Source organism: Mycobacterium sp., assembly GCF_002863225.1.
In the GTDB taxonomy this organism is placed as follows: Bacteria; Actinomycetota; Actinomycetes; order Mycobacteriales; family Mycobacteriaceae; genus Mycobacterium.
On the sequence record NZ_PKEK01000098.1, the window covers coordinates 26,752 to 47,205 of the forward strand.

18 protein-coding genes are annotated in these 20,454 nt (G+C 68.7%); 7 read left to right on the top strand and 11 right to left on the bottom strand.

The window, feature by feature from the left end; translation table 11 throughout:
* The first annotated feature begins 49 nt into the window (after positions 1 to 49).
* Complete coding sequence (locus tag CYU59_RS26200; RefSeq protein ID WP_293004225.1) at positions 50 to 1,387, top strand: AarF/UbiB family protein; 1,338 nt, start codon at positions 50 to 52, stop codon at positions 1,385 to 1,387.
* 12 nt (positions 1,388 to 1,399) lie between these two features.
* Here CYU59_RS26200 and CYU59_RS26205 read toward each other — a convergent pair whose 3' ends face one another.
* Positions 1,400 to 1,663, bottom strand: coding sequence for a WhiB family transcriptional regulator (locus tag CYU59_RS26205; protein WP_293004198.1), 264 nt, complete (start codon positions 1,661 to 1,663; stop codon positions 1,400 to 1,402).
* A 384-nt stretch (positions 1,664 to 2,047) separates the two neighbouring features.
* Positions 2,048 to 4,159, bottom strand: a complete 2,112-nt coding sequence (locus CYU59_RS26210) for an ATP-dependent DNA helicase UvrD2 (protein WP_293004226.1) — start codon at positions 4,157 to 4,159, stop codon at positions 2,048 to 2,050.
* Between the two features lie 84 nt (positions 4,160 to 4,243).
* On the opposite strand from CYU59_RS26210, the gene CYU59_RS26215 reads away from it, so the two are divergent.
* Complete coding sequence (locus CYU59_RS26215) at positions 4,244 to 4,498, top strand: mycoredoxin (RefSeq protein WP_293004199.1); 255 nt, start codon at positions 4,244 to 4,246, stop codon at positions 4,496 to 4,498.
* Positions 4,499 to 4,514: 16 nt separating this feature from the next.
* On the opposite strand, the gene nudC is transcribed toward CYU59_RS26215, so the two are convergent.
* On the bottom strand, positions 4,515 to 5,435 hold the full coding sequence (gene nudC / locus CYU59_RS26220; protein ID WP_293004200.1) for an NAD(+) diphosphatase: 921 nt from the start codon (positions 5,433 to 5,435) through the stop codon (positions 4,515 to 4,517).
* Positions 5,436 to 5,444: 9 nt separating this feature from the next.
* Positions 5,445 to 6,512: a potassium channel family protein gene (locus tag CYU59_RS26225; protein WP_293004201.1), complete on the bottom strand. Its 1,068-nt coding sequence runs from the start codon at positions 6,510 to 6,512 to the stop codon at positions 5,445 to 5,447.
* A gap of 39 nt (positions 6,513 to 6,551) precedes the next feature.
* On the opposite strand from CYU59_RS26225, the gene CYU59_RS26230 reads away from it, so the two are divergent.
* Positions 6,552 to 6,947: a hypothetical protein gene (locus CYU59_RS26230; protein ID WP_293004202.1), complete on the top strand. Its 396-nt coding sequence runs from the start codon at positions 6,552 to 6,554 to the stop codon at positions 6,945 to 6,947.
* Here CYU59_RS26230 and CYU59_RS26235 read toward each other — a convergent pair.
* Positions 6,944 to 10,240 (bottom strand): UvrD-helicase domain-containing protein, encoded by a 3,297-nt coding sequence (locus tag CYU59_RS26235; RefSeq protein ID WP_293004203.1) that lies wholly within the window; start codon positions 10,238 to 10,240, stop codon positions 6,944 to 6,946. The genes CYU59_RS26230 and CYU59_RS26235 overlap by 4 nt on opposite strands.
* Positions 10,237 to 13,353 (bottom strand): ATP-dependent DNA helicase, encoded by a 3,117-nt coding sequence (locus CYU59_RS26240; protein ID WP_293004204.1) that lies wholly within the window; start codon positions 13,351 to 13,353, stop codon positions 10,237 to 10,239. Before CYU59_RS26240 ends, CYU59_RS26235 begins: the two co-directional genes overlap by 4 nt.
* 63 nt (positions 13,354 to 13,416) lie before the next feature.
* Here CYU59_RS26240 and CYU59_RS26245 point away from each other — a divergent pair, with 63 nt between their 5' ends.
* Positions 13,417 to 14,196, top strand: coding sequence for an alpha/beta hydrolase (locus CYU59_RS26245; RefSeq protein WP_293004205.1), 780 nt, complete (start codon positions 13,417 to 13,419; stop codon positions 14,194 to 14,196).
* Between the two features lies 1 nt (position 14,197).
* Complete coding sequence (locus CYU59_RS26250) at positions 14,198 to 14,500, top strand: MGMT family protein (protein ID WP_293004206.1); 303 nt, start codon at positions 14,198 to 14,200, stop codon at positions 14,498 to 14,500.
* 30 nt (positions 14,501 to 14,530) lie between these two features.
* On the opposite strand, the gene CYU59_RS26255 is transcribed toward CYU59_RS26250, so the two are convergent.
* The 3 genes from CYU59_RS26255 to CYU59_RS26265 form a co-directional block, all read right to left on the bottom strand.
* Positions 14,531 to 15,385, bottom strand: coding sequence for a TIGR02569 family protein (locus CYU59_RS26255; RefSeq protein WP_293004207.1), 855 nt, complete (start codon positions 15,383 to 15,385; stop codon positions 14,531 to 14,533).
* Positions 15,386 to 15,473: 88 nt separating this feature from the next.
* Positions 15,474 to 16,643: an adenylyltransferase/sulfurtransferase MoeZ gene (moeZ, locus tag CYU59_RS26260; RefSeq protein WP_293004227.1), complete on the bottom strand. Its 1,170-nt coding sequence runs from the start codon at positions 16,641 to 16,643 to the stop codon at positions 15,474 to 15,476.
* Positions 16,644 to 16,804: 161 nt separating this feature from the next.
* Positions 16,805 to 17,839 (bottom strand): DUF3152 domain-containing protein, encoded by a 1,035-nt coding sequence (locus CYU59_RS26265; protein ID WP_293004208.1) that lies wholly within the window; start codon positions 17,837 to 17,839, stop codon positions 16,805 to 16,807.
* 184 nt (positions 17,840 to 18,023) lie between these two features.
* Between CYU59_RS26265 and CYU59_RS26270 the strand changes: the two genes are divergently transcribed.
* Complete coding sequence (locus CYU59_RS26270; RefSeq protein WP_293004209.1) at positions 18,024 to 18,680, top strand: TetR/AcrR family transcriptional regulator; 657 nt, start codon at positions 18,024 to 18,026, stop codon at positions 18,678 to 18,680.
* On the opposite strand, the gene CYU59_RS26275 is transcribed toward CYU59_RS26270, so the two are convergent.
* Positions 18,667 to 18,915, bottom strand: a complete 249-nt coding sequence (locus CYU59_RS26275; RefSeq protein ID WP_293004210.1) for a DUF3107 domain-containing protein — start codon at positions 18,913 to 18,915, stop codon at positions 18,667 to 18,669. The genes CYU59_RS26270 and CYU59_RS26275 overlap by 14 nt on opposite strands.
* 333 nt (positions 18,916 to 19,248) lie before the next feature.
* Between CYU59_RS26275 and CYU59_RS26280 the strand changes: the two genes are divergently transcribed.
* Positions 19,249 to 19,746, top strand: a complete 498-nt coding sequence (locus CYU59_RS26280; protein WP_293004211.1) for an MmpS family transport accessory protein — start codon at positions 19,249 to 19,251, stop codon at positions 19,744 to 19,746.
* Here the strand turns inward: CYU59_RS26280 and CYU59_RS26285 are convergent.
* Positions 19,743 to 20,438, bottom strand: a complete 696-nt coding sequence (locus CYU59_RS26285; protein ID WP_293004212.1) for a ferritin-like fold-containing protein — start codon at positions 20,436 to 20,438, stop codon at positions 19,743 to 19,745. The genes CYU59_RS26280 and CYU59_RS26285 overlap by 4 nt on opposite strands.
* Positions 20,439 to 20,454 lie beyond the last annotated feature (16 nt).

The window sequence follows — 20,454 nt, forward strand, 5'->3', positions numbered from 1 at the left end:
CGCCGGTTGTGGGCAGATCGGTGGGGCACCCACAGATTTGTCGTGGATGATGGTTGACGTGGCAGACATCCAACGCAAGGGCGCCGCGCGCAACGCGAAGCTGGCCGGCCTCGCGGGCGGCATCGCCGGTCGTACCGCGCTCGGGTTCGGTAAGCGACTGGCCGGCAAATCTCAGGACGAAGTCAACGCCGAGCTGATGGAGAAGGCGGCCAAGCAACTCTTCAACGTGCTGGGCGAGCTCAAGGGCGGCGCGATGAAAGTCGGCCAGGCCCTGTCGGTGATGGAAGCCGCGATCCCCGAGGAGTTCGGCGAGCCGTACCGCGAGGCACTGACCAAGCTGCAGAAGGACGCGCCGCCACTGCCCGCCGACAAAGTGCACCGGGTGCTCGACTCACAGCTCGGCACCAAATGGCGCCAGCGGTTCAGCGAGTTCGACGACACCGCTGTCGCCTCGGCCAGCATCGGCCAGGTGCACAAGGGGGTGTGGTCCGACGGCCGGGTGGTCGCCGTCAAAATCCAGTACCCCGGCGCCGACGAGGCACTGCGCGCCGACCTGAAGACGCTGCGTCGCATGATCGGTGTGGTCCGACAACTAGCACCGGGCGTGGACGTCGAAGGTGTGGTCGACGAGTTGATCGAGCGCACCGAGATGGAGCTCGACTACCGCCTCGAAGCCGAGCACCAGCGCGCCTTTGCCAAGGCCTACGACGGCCACCCCGACTTCCTGGTTCCGCGCGTCGTGGCCAGCGCCCCCAAAGTCGTGATCCAGGAATGGATCGAAGGCATCCCGATGGCCGACATCATCCGCGAGGGCACCGTCGAGCAGCGTGATCTGATGGGAACCCGACTGGCCGCCTTCATCTTCGACTCCCCGCGCCGGATCGAGATGATCCACGGCGACGCCCACCCGGGCAACTTCATGTTGATGCCCGACGGAAAGATGGGCGTCATCGACTTCGGTGCTGTCGCACCACTTCCGGGCGGCTTTCCGGTCGAGCTCGGGGCGACGATCCGGCTGGCCCGCGACAAGAACTACGACGAGGTGTTGCCGACGATGGAGCGGGCCGGCTTCATCCAAAAGGGTCAGCAGGTGTCGGTTCGCGAGATCGACGAGATGCTGCGCCAGTACGTCGAACCGGTCGAGGTCGAAGTCTTCCACTACACCCGTAAGTGGTTGCAGCGCATGACATATCGTCAGCTCGACCGGGCCGGCGCACAGATCAAGACGGCGCGGCAGATGGATTTGCCGCCCAAGCTGGCGATCCCGATGCGGGTGCTCGCCACGTCGATGGCGATCATGTGTCAGCTGGACGCCCACGTGCCGACCCAGAAGCTGTCCTACGAGTTGGTGCCCGGCTTCGCAGATCCCGACAAGGCCGCCGTCTAACGGCTTTCGCGCCTAGGCGGCGATTTTGCGAGGGCGTCCGCGCGGCCGTTTGCGGCTCACGACCGAGCCACGGTCGAGGATCTCGCCGCCCCACACTCCCCACGGTTCAGCGCGGTCCAGCGCATCGGCCAGGCATGACCGCCGGATCGGGCAGTCGATGCACAACTCCTTGGCGCGCTCCAGATCGGATGGACTGTCAGCGAACCACAGATCGGGATCGCTGACGTGGCAGGGCAACTCAGCTTGCTGATCGTCGGGATCGAGTTCCGCGGTCATATCGTGCACACCTGCTTTCTGGTCTGATGGATTCCGGACCAGTGGCGGGGTGCTCAACCAAAGAAATTGGCCACGGATCCTGGTGACTTCGGGTCCGTGGCCTGCTGGCTAGCTTGGGGGCAACCTAGATGGGTCGTGCCCCAAACCACGGACGCTGGGTCTTGGCGGCGGCAATGCGCTTGTGCGTAGCCGCCGAAATGGCGGCATGGGCTGCATGGCGGGAGCCAGCGACGCCGGCCGGGTGTACGTCGAATACGTTCACGGTGATCATCGGGCTCCCTCCCTTCATCAGGACACGCAAGATTGCGCTTCGAGGCTAGATGCTACCAGCGGGACCCGGCAAGCGATTTTCTGAGCTGGGCTTATGCGGCGACCCGCCCCGTTTCAGGACCGGCTGCGGACCAGCTCGAGAACGTCGGGGCCGAACTGCTCGAGCTTGCGGGCGCCGATGCCCGGGATCGCCACGAGCGCGGCGTCGTCGGTGGGCAACAGCTCGGCGATCGCGATCAGGGTGTTGTCGGTGAACACCACGTAAGCCGGGACGTTCATCTCCTTGGCGGTCCGCAGTCGCCAGTCCTTGAGCTCGAGCAGTAGCTCGTCATCGATGTCGGCGGCGCAGGTTTCGCAGCGGCGCAGCATGATCGCCGCCGGAGTGGTCAGCGGGTTGTTGCAGATCCGGCAGCGCGACGCCGGCGCACTCTTGCGCCGCGGCTTGTTCGGCGTGGGGTCGACCTGCGTCTGCGGCGACAATCCGTTCAGGAAGCGCGACGACTTGCGCCCCTGCCGTCCGCCCGGGTTGCGGGCCAGCGCCCAGCTGATCGCCAAATGCACTCGGGCCCTGGTGATTCCGACGTAGAGCAGACGGCGCTCCTCCTCCACGGCCTCGCTCTCGCCGCCGTGGGCCAGCGCATGCGAGATCGGCAGTGTGCCGTCGGTCAGGCCGACCAGGAAGACCGCGTCCCACTCCAGGCCTTTGGCGGCGTGCAGCGACGCCAGCGTGACGCCCTGGACGACGGGCGCGTGACGGGAGTCGGCACGGGTCCGCAACTCGGCCAGCAGCTCGGGCAGGTTCAGCGACGGCCGGTGTGCCACTTCCTCGTCGACCAGCTCGGCCAGTGCCACCAGCGCTTCCCAGCGTTCACGGGCCCGGACGCCGGTCGGCGGTTCAGCGGTCAGGCCCAGCGGTTCCAGCAGGCCGCGCACCACGTCGGGCAGCGGTGTTTCCGTGTCGACGTCGCGGTTGGCGGCCCGCTGCATCGCCAGCAGGGCCTGGCGGATCTCCTGACGGCTGAAGAAGCCCTCGCCGCCGCGGACCTGATAGGCCACCCCGGCCTCGGTCAGCGCCTCCTCGTAGACCTCGGACTGCGCGTTGATCCGGTACAACACCGCGATTTCCGACGGCGGCGTGCCGGCGTCGACCAGCTTCGCGATGGACTTGGCCACGGCCGCGGCCTCGGCGACCTCGTCGGGGTAGTCCCGAAACGTCGGCTCCGGGCCGGGATCCCGCTGGCCGACCAGGTGCAGCTTGCTGCCGGCCACTCGGCCGCGGGCGGCGGCGATCACCCGGTTGGCCAGCGACACCACCTGCGGTGTGGACCGGTAGTCACGTTCGAGGCGGACCACCGTCGCATCCGGGAATCGCCGGGAGAAGTCGAGCAGGTAGCGCGGCGAGGCGCCGGTGAACGAGTAGATGGTCTGGTTGGCGTCGCCGACCACGGTGAGGTCGTCACGATCACCCAGCCACGCCGACAACACCCGCTGCTGCAGCGGGGTGACGTCCTGGTATTCGTCAACGACGAAGCAGCGGTACCGATTTCGGAACTCCTCGGCCACCGCGGCGTCGTTCTCGATCGCGGCGGCGGTGTGCAGCAACAAGTCGTCGAAGTCCAGCAGCGCAACACCTTGGGCGTTGTTGCCACGAGCCTTCAGCGACTCGTAGGCCGTGTAGACCGCGGCGACCGTCGCGGCATCCAGCGGGACATCGCGGGACACCGCGGCCACCGCCTCGGGGTATTGCTCGGGGGTGATCAGCGAAGCCTTCGCCCACTCGATTTCGCCGGCCACGTCGCGGACGTCGTCGGTGCTCAGCCTCAGCCCGGCACTGGTGGCCCCACGGGCGACGACGGCGAACTTGGTGTCCAGCAGTTGCCAGCCGGTGTCGCCGACCACCCGCGGCCAGAAGTAACGCAGTTGGCGGTGCGCGGCCGCGTGGAACGTCATCGCCTGCACTCCTCCGACCCCGGTTTGCGCGGCGGCGCCCAGCGCCCGCAACCGCATCCGCATTTCCCCCGCCGCACGCTGGGTGAACGTCACCGCCAGCACCTGGCCCGGGGCGACGTGTCCGGTCGCGACCAGCTGGGCGATGCGGTGCGTGATCGTGCGCGTCTTACCCGTGCCCGCGCCCGCCAGGACACACACCGGTCCGCGGGGAGCCAGTACGGCTTCGCGCTGTTCGTCGTCGAGTTCGGCAACCAAGGAGTCGGCGTTGGCAGTGATCCCCGGCATGGCGTCCATCTTGGCAGTGATCGCCGACATAGGCGTTATAGGCATACCGCCGTCGCCCTCTATGTTTGTAGGACTATGACTAATGCTTCCGTCACGATGTACTCCACTCAGTGGTGCGGCTACTGCAAACGGCTGAAGACCATGTTCAAGTCCGAGGGCATCGGCTACGACGAGGTCGACATCGAGCAGGATCCCTCAGCCGCGGACTTCGTCGGCTCGGTCAACAACGGCAACCACGTCGTCCCGACGGTGAAATTCGCCGACGGGTCGACGCTGACCAATCCCGGCGTCAAAGAGGTCAAGGCGAAACTGGCCCAGTTGGCCGGCTAGCAGTCGGCCCGCATTGTCACCGGTCGGCCCAGGACTCGACGATCACCCGAGCGATCGACACCGACCCCGGCAGCAACAGCCGAGATTCCGAGTCGCTGCTCCAGTCGCCCAGCGCCAGCGCGACGCGGATCTCGTCGCGAGTGAACCACTCGGCCTCGGCGATCTCGCCGTCGTTGAACGAGAACGGCTCGGCGGGGTCGGCGATCGCGTGGAAGCCGATCATCAGTGACCGGGGAAACGGCCACGGCTGGCTGCCCAGGTAGCGAATGTCGCTGACGGTCAGCCCGATCTCTTCGTGGATCTCGCGGGCGACGCACGTCTCGAAGGACTCCCCCGCCTCGACGAAACCCGCCAGCAGCGAGAACATCCGGTCCGGCCACACCGTCTGACGGGCCAACACCGCGCGGTCGCCGCCGTCGTGCACCAGGCAGATGATCGCCGGATCGATGCGTGGGAACTCTTCGTGACCGGTGACCGGGTTGCGCCGGGCCCAGCCCGCCCGGATCGGTTTGGTCGGCGATCCGTCGATCGAGCTGAACCGCGAAGTGGCGTGCCAATTCAGCAGTGCCGCGGCCGCCGACACCAATTGCGCGCCGATGTCGTCGAACAGCTGACCGGCCCGGCGCAGATCGGCGACCTCGGCTTTGACGTCGGGGTCGCCGGGCGCTTCCAGCGGCCCGCGTACCGCCCACACGTGCCGGCCGTCCTCGAGGCGGCCGAGGAAGACCGCGTCCGCGGGCGGCTGGTCGGCCAGGGTGATCGCCTTGCCCAGCAACACTTTTCCGTCGGCGACCAACACCTGGTTACGCGAGTCCAGCCGCAGCAGCGCCGCGTCGGGCCAGCCCGCCACGGCGGCGTCGGTGTCGGTGCGCACCTGGTCGGCCCGGTCGGCGCCGATGCGCGACAGCAACGGGACCGCCTTCAATTGGAAATCCACGTGCGTGCCCTACTTCCCTGTGTTGCGGACATAGAGCAGGCGGTCGCCGGCCTCGATGGCGTCGGCCTCGGGCGCGTCGACGCGCAGCAGCCGTCCACCACGCACCACTCCGAGCACGATGTCGGGCAGATGCCGGGGCGAGCCGCCGAGTTCGGTCTGTTCGACCTCCCGTTCGGCGATCGCGAACCCGTGCGAGGGCGTCAACAGGTCGTCGATCATCTCGACGACGCTGGGCGTGGTGGTGGCCACGCCGAGCAACCGGCCCGCCGTTTCGGAGGAGACGACCACCGAGTCGGCCCCGGACTGCTTGAGCAGGTGCTGGTTTTCGGCCTCGCGGATCGACGCGACGATCTTGGCATTGGGCGCGACCTCACGGGCCGTCAGCGTGACCAGGGTGGCGGTGTCGTCCCGGCCGGTGGCCACGATGATCGCCGACGCGTGCTGGGCCGAGGCGAGCCGCAGGACGTCGGATCGGGTGGCGTCGCCGTGCACGGTGACCAGGTCGGCGGACGCCGCGTGGCTCAGGGCGGTCTGGTCGATGTCCACGACGACGAAATCCTTGCCGGCCGCTTCGTCCCCGCACATCGCGGCGACCGCGGTTTTGCCTTTGGTGCCGTAGCCGATGACGACCGTGTGGTTGCGCACTGAGCTCCTCCAACGCTGAATCTTCCAGGCCTGCCGGGACCGCTCGGTGAGCACCTGGAGGGTCGTGCCGACCAAAACCACGAGGAAAAGAATTCGCAGCGGCGTGAGCACCACCACGCTGATCAGCCGGGCGAATTCGGTGTACGGGGTCAGGTCGCCGTAGCCGACCGTCGTCAACGACACCGTCGCGAAGTACAGGCAGTCCAGGAACGTCAGCTGCCCGCCCCGAACGTCGGTGTAGCCGTCACGGCCGAGGTAGACGGTGATCACCGCGGCCGCCAGGGCCAGCAGGGCGATGACGATTCGGCGCCAGATCGCCCTGATCGGGCTGAGTTGCACCTCGGGCACCCGGACCACGCCGACGAGGGCGTAGCCGGGCTTGGCGGTCAGCCTCTCGTCGAGATCGCGCTCCCGAGGGCTAACTCTGACCACGACTCATCGGCTCAACCGGACGCACGACACAATGTAACCATGACCGCGATCACACACAGTCCTCAACGGGACGCCAACCAGACGCTTGCCTATCGGGTCGCAGCGATGCTGCTCGGCATTGGCACCCTGCATTTCGTCGCGCCCAAGCCGTTCGACGGGATCATTCCGGTCGAGCTGCCGGGCAGTGCTCGCTTCTACACGTATGCCTCCGGGGTCGCCGAGATTCTCATCGGTGCCCTGCTGGTGCCGCTGCAGACCCGGCGGTTGGCGGCGTTCTCGGCTGCTGCGCTGTTCCTCGCGGTCTTCCCGGGCAACGTCAACATGGTCCGGCTGTGGTGGGACAAGCCGTGGCCGATGCGAATCATCGCGCTGGCCCGGTTGCCGCTGCAGATCCCGATGGTCACCACCGCCCTGAAGATCGCCCGCAACTCCTAGGCGCGCAGCATCTCGGCCAACTCGTCGTAGCCAGGCAGCGACTCCGGGACAACGGTGCGGCCGCTGCGCACATAGTGAAAAGCGCCGCGCACCAACGACTCCGGTGATCCGCTGAGCGCAGCCCAGGCGAGCCGGTACACGCCGAGCTGGACTGCGGCATGCCGGGCGGCCTCCGAGCCGTGCGGCGGCTCACCGGTCTTCCAGTCGACGACGGTGGCGCCGCCGTCGGGTTCGGCGAACACCGCATCGATACGGCCACGCACGATCGTGCCGCCGATCGCCATCTCGAACGGCACCTCGACCGCGACCGGTGTGCGCGCCGCCCACGGCGATGCCATGAAGGCTTCTTGCAGGACCGCCAGCTCGTCGGCGTCGCGCTGAGCGATGTCGGTGTCGGCCGCACCCGGCAGGTCAGCCAGGTCGAATAGCCGTTCGGCGCCGTAAAAGCGCTCGACCCAATCGTGAAAGGCGTTGCCCAACAGGGCATGCGGCTCCGGACGAGAGGGCAGCCTGCGGGCCAGTCGCTGCATCGCCTGTTCGGGATCGCGGGCGAGGTCGACAAGACTGCTGACCGACAGCCCGGTCGGTAGGACCGGTGCAGGCGGCTGCGCGGCGCGGGCGCGCTCCTGCAGCAGCGCGTCGACATCGGCCGCCCAGCCTTCTGGATCGCCATCGGCGGTGGCAACGCCGGACTCCATCGCGGCCGCGACCAGTGCGGCGCCGCGCTGCACGTCTGCCCGGCGGTCGCCGAGCGGGTCGACCGGCCAGTTGGCCTCGTGAACGTTGTCGCGCAGGGGGTTTCGGTCACCGTCGGCCGGGGCGGGCGCCCACTGCTCGATCACTTCACCCTCGACGGAAGAGTTTTCGATGATGTCCTTGAGTTCGGACAGAAACGCGGACGGTCCGCGCGGCTTGATGCCGGTGGCAGCCCAGTGATGGCCGGACAGTAGCAGCGTGTCTTCGCACCGGGTGATGGCGACGTACAGCAGGCGCCGCTCTTCGTCGATGCGGCGCTGATCCAGCTGTGCGCGGTGCGCGGAGATCCTGTCGGACAACTGCTTTCGATCGGTCACATCCGAGGTGTCCAGCACCGGCACCCCGTGCACACCTTTGCTGGACCGGTCGCCCCGCAGCAGCGGTGGTAAGTCGGCGGCATCGGTGAGCCAGGTACGGGCCTGGGCGGTCGACGGGAACAGCCCGCCCGACAGGTGTGGCACGGCGACCACCTGCCACTCCAAACCCTTTGCGGCGTGGACGGTCAGCACCTGAACCCGGTTCTGCGCGACCACCACTTGGGCCGGCGCCAAGCCGTTCTCGACGACCGCGGCGGCGTCCAGGTAGCCCAGTAGTCCGACGACGGACGCGAGCGGATCGGTGGCACTCCCGGCGCGGTCGGCATATCCGGTCACCACGTCGGCGAAGGCGTCGAGTTGCTCGGTGCCGGTCCAGCCGTTACCCGGCGAGGCGGCCCGGACCTCGCAGTCGACGCCGAGGAGTCGACGTACCTCAGCGACCAGATCGGGCAGCGGGTGGCCGAGATGGCTGCGCAGCGTCCGCAGCTCGTCAGCCAGGGCCGTGATACGGCGATAGCCTTCCGCCGAATACCCCTGCGCGGGGCCAGGATCGGCGAGCGCATCGACGAGACACGCGGTGTCGGCCTCGACGCCCACTGCCGCAGCGATCTGCTCGGCCGTCTGGTCGCGACCCGCTGCACCCGGCCCCGCCGGGCTTGCGATCGCGACGGCCCGCCGCCACAGCGCCGCAACGTCGCGAGCTCCGAGCCGCCAGCGAGGTCCGGTGAGCACCCGCATCGCCGCCGGGCCGGCGGTCGGATCGGCGACCAGGCGCAGCATCGCGACCACGTCGGCGACTTCTGGAACCGACAGCAGTCCGGCCAGCCCGACAACCTCGACCGGCACCCCACGCGCCCGCAGCGCGGCGGCGATCGGGGCGGCATCGGCGTTGCGACGCACCAACACTGCGGCGGTCGGCGGCGCGACACCGTCGGCGGCGGCCTGCTGGTAGCACCCCTGCAGATGGTCGGCGACCCAGTCGCGTTCGGCCAGAACGTCGGGCAGCAGCGCGCAGCGGACCGTGCCGGGCGCGGCATCGGGCCGCGAGCGCAGCGCATTGACCGCCACGGACCGTTGTCGCGCATCGGCCGACACGGCGTTGGCCACATGCAGGGTCGCCGGCGGGTTACGCCAGCTGGTACTCAACTCCAGCACCGGCGCCGGGCTGCCGTCACCCAGCGGAAAATCGGTGGTGAACCGCGGCAGGTTGGTTGCCGAGGCGCCACGCCAGCCGTAGATGGACTGGATCGGGTCCCCGACGGCGGTCAGCGCCAGCTCCTCGTCGACTCCGCCGCCGAACAACGACGACAGCAGCATGCGCTGGGCGTAACCGGTGTCCTGGTACTCGTCGAGCAGCACCACCCGGTATCGGCTGCGCAGCTGTTCGCCGACCTGCGGCACCGCCAGCGCCAACCGTGCGGCGCAGGCCATCTGGCCGCCGAAGTCCATCACCTTCTCCGCACGCATCCGCTGGTGCAGCGCATCGATCAGGGGCACCAGCTCGGCGCGCTCCGCCTGGGTGGCCAGCATGCGCAGCAGCCACTGGCTGGGCCCGCGGTCGCGCTGATACGGGCCCGCGGGCAGGGTGTGCACCAGCCGCTCGAGCTCGACGTGGGTGTCGCGGACCTGGTCGGTGTCGACCAGATGCTCGGCGAGCTGCCCCGACAGCCGTAACACCATCGCGGTGATCGACGTCGGATTCTTCTCGGTGCGTAGCTCACCCGGGTGGCGGTTGACGACGTCGAACGCCAGCTGCCAGAGCTCGGTCTCACTGAGCAGCCGGGTGTCGGGCTCGACGGGTTGGGTGTGTAGCCCCGTCGACAGCAGACCGTATTCGCGCAGCAGTTGACCGGCGAAGGCGTGGTAGGTGCTGACCATCGGCGTGCCGACGGGCTCGCCAGGGCCCGAGTCGCCGGCGCACACCAGGCCGGTGCCACTGAGCCGGGCCAGCCGCGACCGGACCCGCCGCAGCAGCTGCCCTGCCGCCTTGCGGGTGAAGGTCAGTCCCAGCACCTGACCCGGGTCGGCGTAACCGTTGGCCACCAGCCACACCACCCGAGCCGCCATCGTCTCGGTCTTGCCCGCGCCGGCGCCGGCGATCACCACCAGCGGCCCCGGCGGTGCGGCGATGACCGCGGCCTGCTCGTCGGTCGGCTCGAAAAGTCCGAGCGCGTTTGCCAATTCGGCCGGGGTGTACCGCGGGACAGCCGTGACGGTCATAGCGCCGTGTTCCCTTCGATTCCGGTTTGAGCCGGGCAACTGGCCCGCAGCGGACAGTGCGAGCACCCGTCGTTGACCCGGGCGATGAATTGCGGGCCGGCCGTGGCCCCGGCCGCCTCCCGGATCCGTTCGCGCCACTGCTCGCGCGTCTCGGGCGTCAGCGGATCCTGCTCCCGCTCAGTGGCTCCCGCCGACCCGGTTTTGCCGAGGTAGACCAGCCGACCGCCGCCCGGCTCGTCGCCCTGCGACACCAGCCCCTCGGCCACCGCGAGCTGATAGGCCGCCAATTGGGCGTGCCGCTGCGCGTCGTCCTTGCTGACCGGGGTCTTGCCCGTCTTGACATCGACGATCACAAGCCGCCCGGCGGCGTCGCGTTCGATCCGGTCGGCCCGGCCGCGCAGGCCGACGTTGCCGTCGAGGACACCCTCGATGTCGACCTCGACTCCCACCTCGCTCAGCTCGCCGCGGGTCTGTGCCCGCCAGGCCAGGAACGTCTCGATCATGGCGCGGTGCCGGGCCAGCTCATTGTCGGCGTACCAACGTGATTCGAACGGCAGATGCTGCCATGCCCGTTCGAGCGCGGCGAGCAGCTCGGACTCACCACGACCCGGCTCGGCGATCAGCGCGTGCAACACCGAGCCGACGGTCGAGCCGAGATCCCGCGGGTCGGTGCCGCCGTGCCGCTCGGCCAGCCAGCGCAGCGGGCAGTCGGTCAACGTCTGCAGGCTCGACGGCGTCAGCGTGACCATGTGTTCCGGGTCATCGTCTCTACTCCACATCGGTTCGGTGGTGCTTACCGGCGACATGCCGTACCAGCCGGCGGGGTCGGCCCCTGCGACGCCCGCCGCGGCCAGGCGCGCCAATTGCGCTGCCGCGCAACCACGCATCCCAGCGCTCACGGCATCCTGCGGCGCGCAGACCACGCCACGCAGCCGGCCCACGACGGCGTTGGCCGACAACACCCGCGGCCCGACGACGGGCTGAAGTGCCGTGTCGGCTGCGCCGGTCGACAACTGCGCGATCTCGGCGAAGAACGACGACGGGATGTTCGCTTCGTCACCGCCACCGGCCTCACCGTCGACGGCCGTCACCAGCAACCGGGTGCGGGCCCGCCCCATCGCGGCAACCAGCAGTCTGCGCTCCTCGGCGAGCAGCGGAGCCCGCATCGAGACGGTCTCGGTGACGCCGTCGAGCACATCCAGCAGCCGCTGCGTGCCGAGCACACCGCCACGCGGAATCGTGTTGGGCCACAACCCCTCCTGCAGACCCGCGATGACGACCAGATCCCACTCGCGGCCGAGCGCGGCGTGTGCGCTGAGCACCGCGACCTGCTCCGCCGCGGCCGGCTCGGAGCCGACCGGACACACCTGCTCGGTCGCCAGCTGATCGAGCAGGCCGCGCAACGATGCACCGGTGGTGCGGGCCAGATACTGGTCGCACGCGTCGAACAACGCCGTGACCGTGTCCAGGTCCCGGCCGGCCTGAACGCCGGCGGCGCCGCCACGCTCACTCGCCGTCACCCAGCGGCGCTGCAAACCGGAACGGTGCCAGGCCGCCCAGAGCGTGTATCGCGGATCCTCGCCGCGCTGGTGTGAGCCCGCCGCGGCGTCCAACACCGCGCGGACCCGCTGCAACGATCTGGCCTGCGCCCCCGGCAGCCGGACCGGCAGGTCGCCGGTGAGCACCTCGACCAGCAGGTCGCCGAATTCCCTTGCCGATCCGTCGGTCTCGGCACGGCGCAGCGTCCGGCGCAGTTGGCGAAGCGACACCGGGTCGACGCGGCCGATCGGGCCGGTCAGCAGCGTCAGCGCCTGCTCGCCGTCGAGCCCGTCAGCGGTAGCGGCCAGCACCGTCATCAGCACCCGGGCGGCGGGCTGCGCGAGCAGTGAGCCGGTGGGCGCCGGCGTGGCCACCGGGACACCGGCCCGTTCCAGCGCGTGCGACAACCCCGCCGCCGCACGCGGAACCGACCTGACGACAACCGCCATCTGCGACCAGGGCACACCGTCCACCAGATGCGCGCGTCGCAGATAGTCGGCGATCATCGTCGCCTCGGCGCCGGTCGACGCGGCCAACTGCGCCAGCACCGAACCGAGATCCTCACCGACGCCGTCGATTCGGCCGCCACCGGCCAGCCGCCCGGCGATGCCCGACACGGCGTGCGCGACCGCGGGGCTGCAGCGATGCGAGCTCCGCAACGTGACCGACGGCGTCCTGTCGTTCAGCAGCGCCGTCGGGTCGGCGCCGCGGAAACCGAATACCGCCTGGTCCGGGTCGCCGGCCAGTAGCGTCAGGTCGGCGCCGGCGGCCAGCACCCGAACCAGCAGCGCGGCCTGCGGGTCGAGTTGCTGTGCATCGTCGACCAGCAGCACACCGATTCGGGCCCGCTCGGCGGCCAGCAACTCGGCGTCGACGGCGAAAGCCTCCAGCGCGGCGCCGACGAGTTCGGCGGCCCCGACAGCCGGGATCGTCGCCTGCGGCGCGGCTGTTCCGACCGCCGAGCGCAGCAGCATCACCTGCTCGTAGTTGCGCGCAAAACGTCCCGCAGCAACCCATTCCGGGCGACCCGCCAGCCGGCCCACGCGCTCCAGCTGCTGAGGATCGACGCCGCGCTCGGCGCAGCGGGTCAACAGCTCGCGCAATTCGGCGGCGAAGCCCTCGGTACCCAGGGCCGCCCGCAACTCGCTGGGCCAACCCCGCAAGCCGTCGGCGATCTCACCGGCGAGCAGCTCGGCGATGATCACGTCCTGCTCGGCGCTGGTGACCAGCCGGGGCGGCGGCCCGCCCACGCGCTGGGCAGCAAGTCGCAGCACCGCGAACGCATAGCTGTGCACGCTGCGCACCAATGGCTGCCGGATGACCGGTGGCCGGTCGGCAGAGCCCTGGGCGGCCAGCAGTTCCGCCGTCAGCACGCTGCGGGCCTGGGTGGAGATCCGGCCCGAACCCGTCAGCAGCAGAACCGATTCCGGGTCGGCGCCCGCGCCGATTCGACTGGCGGCGACATCGATCAACAACGAACTCTTGCCGGTCCCCGGACCGCCCAGCACGCGTACCGTCCCACGCAGGGTGGGATCGAGTACAGCGCGGGCTTCCGGGCCCCAGTGATGCGGCATAGCGGAATGACATCATGGGGGTCCGACAAGTCGCCCCGATCGCCGGGCTGGCACGATCAAAGCGTGACCCGCCTACATGTGCACCGCTTCGGCCCGCCCGGGCCGGTACGGCTGCTGGCCTTACACGGGCTCACCGGTCACGGCCAGCGCTGGCAGCACCTCGCGGATCGGCATCTGCCCGAGATTGCCGTTGCCGCACCGGATCTGATCGGGCACGGCCATTCGTCGTGGGACGCGCCGTGGACGATCGACGCCAATGTGGCGGCGCTGGCCGCACTGCTCGAACAGGAGGCTGACGGGCCCGCTGTCGTCGTGGCGCATTCATTCGGCAGTGCTATCGCCATGCAGTTGGCGGCCAGCCATCCCGCCCGGGTCTCGGGGTTGGTTCTACTCGACCCGGCGGTCGGACTGGACGGCGCGTGGATGCTCGAGATCGCCGACGCCATGCTGGCCTCCCCCGAATACTCCGATGTCGCCGAGGCTCGCGCCGCGAAAACCAACGGATCCTGGAAAGGCGTCGAGCCGGCCGTCGTCGATGCCGAACTCGACGAGCACCTCGTCATGCTGCCCGGCGGCCGCTGCACCTGGCGGCTCAGTCTGCCGGCGATGATGGCCTACTGGAGCGAGCTGGCCCGCGATATCACGCTGCCGCCCAAGGGAACTCAGACCACCCTGGTGCGGGCAGCGCACACCTCCCCGCCGTATGTCACCGATCGGCTGGTGCAGGCTTTGAGCGAGCAGTTGGGTGAAGATTTTCGCTACCTGACGCTCGACTGCGACCACATGGTGGCCGAGACCAAACCGGCTGACGTGTCCGCGCTGATCCGCGAACGGCTGACCTGACGTGGCACCGATCACCGAGGACCAGGTCGAGCGGGTGCGGGCGCTGGTCGCCGCGATTCCGGCCGGCCGGGTGTCGACTTACGGCGACATCGCCGCGGTGGCAGGGCTTTCCAGTCCGCGCATCGTCGGCTGGATCATGCGCACCGATTCCCTCGACCTGCCGTGGCATCGGGTGATCACCGCATCGGGCCGACCGGCCAAGCACCTGACCACCCGGCAACTGGAACTGCTTCGCGCCGAAGGAGTTCTGGCCAGCGACGGCAAAATCCCGCTCGACGAAGTGCGGTTCCAGTTTCTGGAATAGAACATGAGCCCGAATAGAGCATGAATCCGGCTAGAGGATCAGCCGGACCAACGCGGCGGTGCGGGCCAGCCCCGGGAACGCCGCAGCCGTCGACCGCGGGTGCAAGGCGTGGACAGCGAGTCGGAACATCAACGCACGCAACAACATCTGCGGCCACTCCGGGAGAGCGTTCCAGCGGTCGATGAGCCCCTCGTCGGCCTCACCCCACGACAACGCGTCGACGACGACCACCCCGGCCGCCCAGGAGGCAGGCCGCCAGTAGGGCGTGATGTCGGTGATACCAGGAGCGGCGGCACCGGCGAACAGCACCGTGCCGTACAGGTCACCGTCGACCAGTTGGTTCGGGCTCTTGGTCGCACGGCGCAGTCCCGCAAGCTGATTGATCAGTTCGACCGACCGCTGTCCGTCCGCGGTAGGCGATGCCGTGCGGGCAGCCGCCGGAACAGACTGCAGCGGCCGTTCTTCCCAGGCGGCCCGGTCGGCGGCGATGAAGACGTCGACGTCGGCCCACGGCGCGGTCGGCCCCTGCGTCAGGAACCGCGGCCGTTCCAGCTTGCCGGTGGCCTCATGCAGCCGCACCGCGGCCGACACCACCTCGTCATGGCGCGGCTCGGGTTGGCCGGCGACGAAAGTGTCTGCTCGCCAACCCGACACCACGTAGCGTCCGTCGGTCGAGCGGACCGGCCGGGCCAGCCGCACACCGTCGACGAACAACGTCTCGCGGACTCGCGCCGACCACGCGGCCCGAGCGTTCTCGGCGACCATGGACAACACCACTTCGCCACACCGCCAGCCGCCCTCCCAGGCAGCACCTAGCGGAATCGGGCCGACGCCGCTCAAACCGAAAGCCGACAGCACATGCTCCGGCGGCGGTTCGACACTCACGCGATCAGCCTAATCGGGCCCAGCGAAGTCCCGGGACTTGACACGAAGTCGTGGTTTCGCGTCGCGATCGGCTTCAGCCGCGTCGCGATCAGTACATGACCATGTCGGGCTGCATCTGCTCGGCCCAAGCCACGATGCCGCCCTGTAGATGGACCGCGTCGGCAAACCCGGCGTCGCGGACAGCCGCCAACGCCGCGGCCGACCGCACGCCCGTCTTGCAGTACAGCACCGGCCTCCGGCCGCGGGGCAGCCGATGGAGACCCGCACCGGAGTTGAGCAACGCACTCGGGATCAGCTCGGCGCCGTCGATCCGGTTGATCTCCCATTCGGCCGGCTCGCGCACGTCGATCAGTGCCACATCGGTGCCGGAATCGAGCAGTTCACGCAGCTCACGCGGGCTGATCGCGGCACCGTCGGTAGGTTCTGCGACCGTGCCGCAGAACTCGTCGTAGTCGGCCAGCTCGGTGATCGCGGGCGCGGCCGGGTCTTTGCGGATGGCGATGGTCCGATGGCTCATCGCCAGGGCGTCGTACATCAGCAGACGGCCCAGCAGCGGTTCACCGATGCCGGTGATCAGCTTGACGGCCTCGGTCCCCATCACCGACGCGATCGAGGCGCACAGCAAGCCCAGCACGCCGCCTTCGGCGCACGACGGAACCAGTCCCGGCGGCGGCGCGTCGGGATACAGGTCGCGGTAGTTCAGACCCCGCTCGTTGCCCGCCTCATCGGCCGGTGCGTCTTCCCAGAACACCGAAACCTGACCCTCGAACCGGTAGATCGAGCCCCACACGTACGGCTTGTGCGCCAACACCGCGGCATCGTTGACCAGGTAGCGGGTGGCGAAGTTGTCGGTGCCGTCGAGGATCAGGTCGTACTGCTCGAACAGCTCGACCGCGTTGTGCCGGTCCAGTCGGACCTCATGCGCGCGCACCCGCACCAGCGGGTTGACCTCGGCGATCGAATCGCGGGCGGACTGCACCTTGGACCGGCCGATGTCAGACACCCCGTGGATGATCTGACGCTGCAGGTTGGACTCCTCGACGACGTCGTCGTCGACGATCCCGATGGTCCCGACGCCGGCCGCGGCGAGGTAGAGCAGCGTCGGTGCGCCGAGGCCGCCCGCGCCGATGACCAACACCCGCGCATTCTTGAGTCGCTTCTGGCCGTCGACGCCCAGATCGGGGATGACGAGATGCCGGCTGTAGCGGGCCACCTCGTCGGCGGTCAGCTCGCCCGCCGGCTCAACAAGCGGTGGCAACACACCAACGAGGCTAGTCCTGCCGGCTCCTCCTCAGAACGCCTCGCGTTCTGCATCGTCGTCCGGCGGGCTAGTCCTGCCGGCTCCTCCTCAGAACGCCTCGCGTTCTGCATCGTCGTCCGGCGGGCTAGTCCTGCCCAGGGTCAACCCTGCCCGCCTCGCTAGGCGATCGGGTAGGGCCAGGGGTTGAACCGGCAGGTCTTGCCGTCCGGTTTGACGTACTCCGGGTCGAACCTCGAATTGTCGTCATTGGACGTGGAGAACGTCTGCTGCATCATGATCGGCGCCAGCGCGCCCTGCTTGTCACACGGCTCGTGCCGCAGGTAGCCGATCGCGTGACCGACCTCGTGGTTGATCAGGTACTGCCGGTAGGAGCCGACGTCGCCCTGGAAGGCCAGCGCGCCGCGCACCCATCGGGCCTCGTTGATGAACACCCGCGGCTGCACCCCGGCGCCGTAGGACGGGTTGTAGCACGACGTTTCGAGCGGGAACTCGTAACCGCAACCTTCGCGAACGGTCATCGGCGAGCTCAGCGAGATGCGGATGTCGGGCTTTGCCGTGGAGTTCGCATCGATTCTGATGAAGGCGAATTGGGCGTCGTGGGTCCAGCTCTTGGGGTTGCCCAGCGTCTGGTCGACCATCGAGGCGAACGCGTCGTCGCCGCCGAAAGCAGCGGCGTCCATCCCGTTCTCGACTTCGACGGTGTACCGGAAGACTTTCGCCGCGCCCTGACCGATCTGCGGCGTAACTCCCGGCACGACGTGCCACGACTTGTCGCCGGCATTGGTGAAAGGGCCGCCGTTGGGCAGCATTCCAGTCGGCAGGCTGGCGTCGAACTGGGTCAGGCCGCGGGGCGGGGCGTCGACGATCACGGTGCCCACCGCGCCAATCTTGGGCGGGCCCTGCGCCGGCTGGCCTGACGCGGGCGCCGTCGCGCTCGTCCCGGTGACGGTCTGGTACAGCACAACGACGGTCACGGCGACCAGCACCGGCAGCGCATAGGCGCGCCAGCCGTAGGTGGAGACGAAACGCCCCAGCCACGTTTGTTTGCGCCAGCGACTGTTGTCGCGACTCGACCGGGTACGCCCGGGGCCGCCCCATGCCAGCGGATCGCGCTGGGCGCGCAACGGCTCGCGCCAGTCGTCGCGGAGAACCGGTGTCCGGTTACCCCCGCGCCACTCCGGGTCGAAGGTCACTTTCCCAGAATGACACAACACCTGCTAGCAGGGACTCTCGGCGCGCCAGACGCCTCGGGTGAGACGCCGCGGAGCCGACATTCAAGGCTTGGATCAGTGGTGAACAACCCGCTGGGTAGTAGTGTCGATCGGATCAGCTGCACATTGTTTGCAGCCACGCAATGACACGAAGATTGAGGAATGGATGAGCGATCTCGCCAACGCCGCCGGCAGGAGCGGGGTGAAGCCCGCCACTACTGCCCGGCGCGGCAACCGACTGCCCCGTGACGAGCGTCGTGGCCAGTTGCTCATCGCCGCCAGCGACATTTTCGTCGACCGCGGCTATCACGCCGCCGGCATGGATGAGATCGCCGAGCGCGCAGGAGTCAGCAAACCTGTTCTCTACCAACACTTTTCGAGCAAGTTGGAGATGTATCTGGCGGTCTTGCAACGCCACGTCGAGAACCTGGTGTCCGGCGTGCGCCAAGCGCTGCGAACCACCACCGACAACCGACAGCGACTGCGCTCGGCCGTGCAGGCATTCTTCGACTTCATCGAGCACGACAGTCAGGGCTACCGGCTGATTTTCGAGAACGACTTCACCACCGAGCCGCAGGTCGCCGCGCAGGTGCGGGTGGCCACTGAGTCGTGCATCGATGCCGTATTCGACTTGATCAGCGCCGATTCCGGTCTGGACCCCCACCGCGCCCGGATGATCGCGGTGGGCTTGGTCGGGCTCAGCGTCGACTGCGCCCGCTACTGGCTGGATGCCGACCGTCCGATTGACAAGGACGACGCCGTCGACGGCACCGTCCTGTTCGCGTGGGGCGGGCTGTCACACGTGCCGCTTACCCGCTCTTAGCGGCGCTGCTCCCGATTCCGAAGCCGACGCGGCGGGAGTCCGCGGCACCGATCTCGACGTAGGCGATCTTGGCGGAGTTCACGAGATAGCGGCGACCCTTTTCGTCGGTCAGACCCAGCACGTCCGCGTCCTTGGCCAGGGCAGCGGAGACCAGAGCTTCGACCTCGCTCGGCGTCTGCGGGCTGCTGAAAACCAGCTCGCGCGGGCTGTCCGTGATACCGATCTTGACCTCCACGCCGGTCCCTTCCCGTTCTTCGATAAATGGTGCTTGCGCTTTGCAGGCTAGTGGAAGCCCACGGGACGCGCCGAAAGCCGGTCATTGCCAAGGCTTCGCGAGTCACGCCGCTCGATGGCCGTTGGCAAATCGTGACCTGACACGCCCGCGCCCCGCCCACTGACATCCAGCCACTTCACTAACATCTGCACCATCAGTACCACTAGGGATTACCTGGGCTACGAGCTCCGGGACGATGACACCGTCGACGACATCTACGCCGACGGCGATGAGGTATTCGACCCTCTCAACGGGCGCTGGCGTCCGGTCGCGGCCATTGCCGGGATCGTGTTCGTGCTCGCGGTGATCGCCACCCTCGTGATCGTCAACGGAGGCGACAGCGGCTCGACCTCGGCCACCGTGGTGGTGCCACCCAGTCGAACCACGACGCCACACCTGGTGCCGGCCCTGCCGCCCGAGACGATGACCACGATCACCCCGACCTCGCGTCCGCCCGTCCCGACCACCACGCCGTCGGCAACCCCGCCGCCCGTCGTCCCCTCGGCGGCACCGGATGTGGCCGGCCGCACCTTCGTCTACCGGGTGGCCGGCACCAAAGGCCTGCTAGATCTCGTCACCATCGTCTACACCGACGCATCGGGTGCGCCGCAGACCGACTTCAACGTGTCCCTGCCCTGGTCGAGGACCATCGTCCTGAACCCCGGGGTCAGCACGCGATCAGTCGTCGCAACGAGCCTGACCGGACGCCTGAACTGCTCGATCGCCGACGCCGTGGGTCAGAACGTCGCGCTCTCGACCAGCAGCACGATGATCGCCACCTGCACCGCCTAGGACAGCCCCAGCTCGCGGGTGCGCTCGTCGTGGGTGTTCTGCAACCGGTCGAAGAACCCGGTCAGCTGGGCCAGCCCGTCGGTCCGGGACACCACCAGGTCGACCAGCTCGTCGTGCTCGGCCATCACGTACTGGGCCTGGGTGATCGCTTCGCCGAGCAGACGGCGCGACCACAGGGCCAACCGGCTGCGCTGCTTGGCGCTCTTGGTCACCGCGGCGCGCACCTCGGCGACGACGAACTGCGAGTGCCCAGTCTCCGACATCGTCGATCGCACAACGTCGGAGACATCGTCGGGCAGTGAGCCGGCGATCTCGAGGTAGAAGTCGGCCGCGAGCGCGTCGCCGATGTAGGTCTTGACCAGCGCTTCCAACCAGGTGCTCGGGGTGGTCAGCCGGTGGTAGCCGTCGAGTGCCGAGGCGTACTTCGAAATCGCCGGCAACACCTCGACACCCCGGCGCTCCAGCGCCTCGCAGAGCACCTCGTAGTGCGCCATCTCAGCCGCTGCCATGCTGGCCATCGAGATCCGGCCGCGCAGATCCGGTGCCATTCGCGCCTCGTCGGTCAGCCGGTAGAAGGCCGCGACCTCGCCGTATGCCAACAGGGCGAACAATTCGTTGACCCCGGGATGGTCGGCCGGAAGGCGTGGCTGAGGCGAATCGGCCAGCTGATCGCCCGGGGAAAGCGGAGTCATGGCCACCACTCTAGAG

What these genes read in the sequence shown, in the direction of transcription:
- CYU59_RS26285 (WP_293004212.1), bottom strand. Translation starts at nt 20,438, where the DNA reads ATGACTCCGCTTTCCCCGGGCGATCAGCTGGCCGATTCGCCTCAGCCA.
- CYU59_RS26200 (WP_293004225.1), top strand. Translation starts at nt 50, where the DNA reads ATGGTTGACGTGGCAGACATCCAACGCAAGGGCGCCGCGCGCAACGCG.
- CYU59_RS26240 (WP_293004204.1), bottom strand. Translation starts at nt 13,353, where the DNA reads ATGCCGCATCACTGGGGCCCGGAAGCCCGCGCTGTACTCGATCCCACC.
- CYU59_RS26270 (WP_293004209.1), top strand. Translation starts at nt 18,024, where the DNA reads ATGAGCGATCTCGCCAACGCCGCCGGCAGGAGCGGGGTGAAGCCCGCC.
- CYU59_RS26215 (WP_293004199.1), top strand. Translation starts at nt 4,244, where the DNA reads ATGACTAATGCTTCCGTCACGATGTACTCCACTCAGTGGTGCGGCTAC.
- CYU59_RS26235 (WP_293004203.1), bottom strand. Translation starts at nt 10,240, where the DNA reads ATGACCGTCACGGCTGTCCCGCGGTACACCCCGGCCGAATTGGCAAAC.
- CYU59_RS26205 (WP_293004198.1), bottom strand. Translation starts at nt 1,663, where the DNA reads ATGACCGCGGAACTCGATCCCGACGATCAGCAAGCTGAGTTGCCCTGC.
- CYU59_RS26230 (WP_293004202.1), top strand. Translation starts at nt 6,552, where the DNA reads ATGACCGCGATCACACACAGTCCTCAACGGGACGCCAACCAGACGCTT.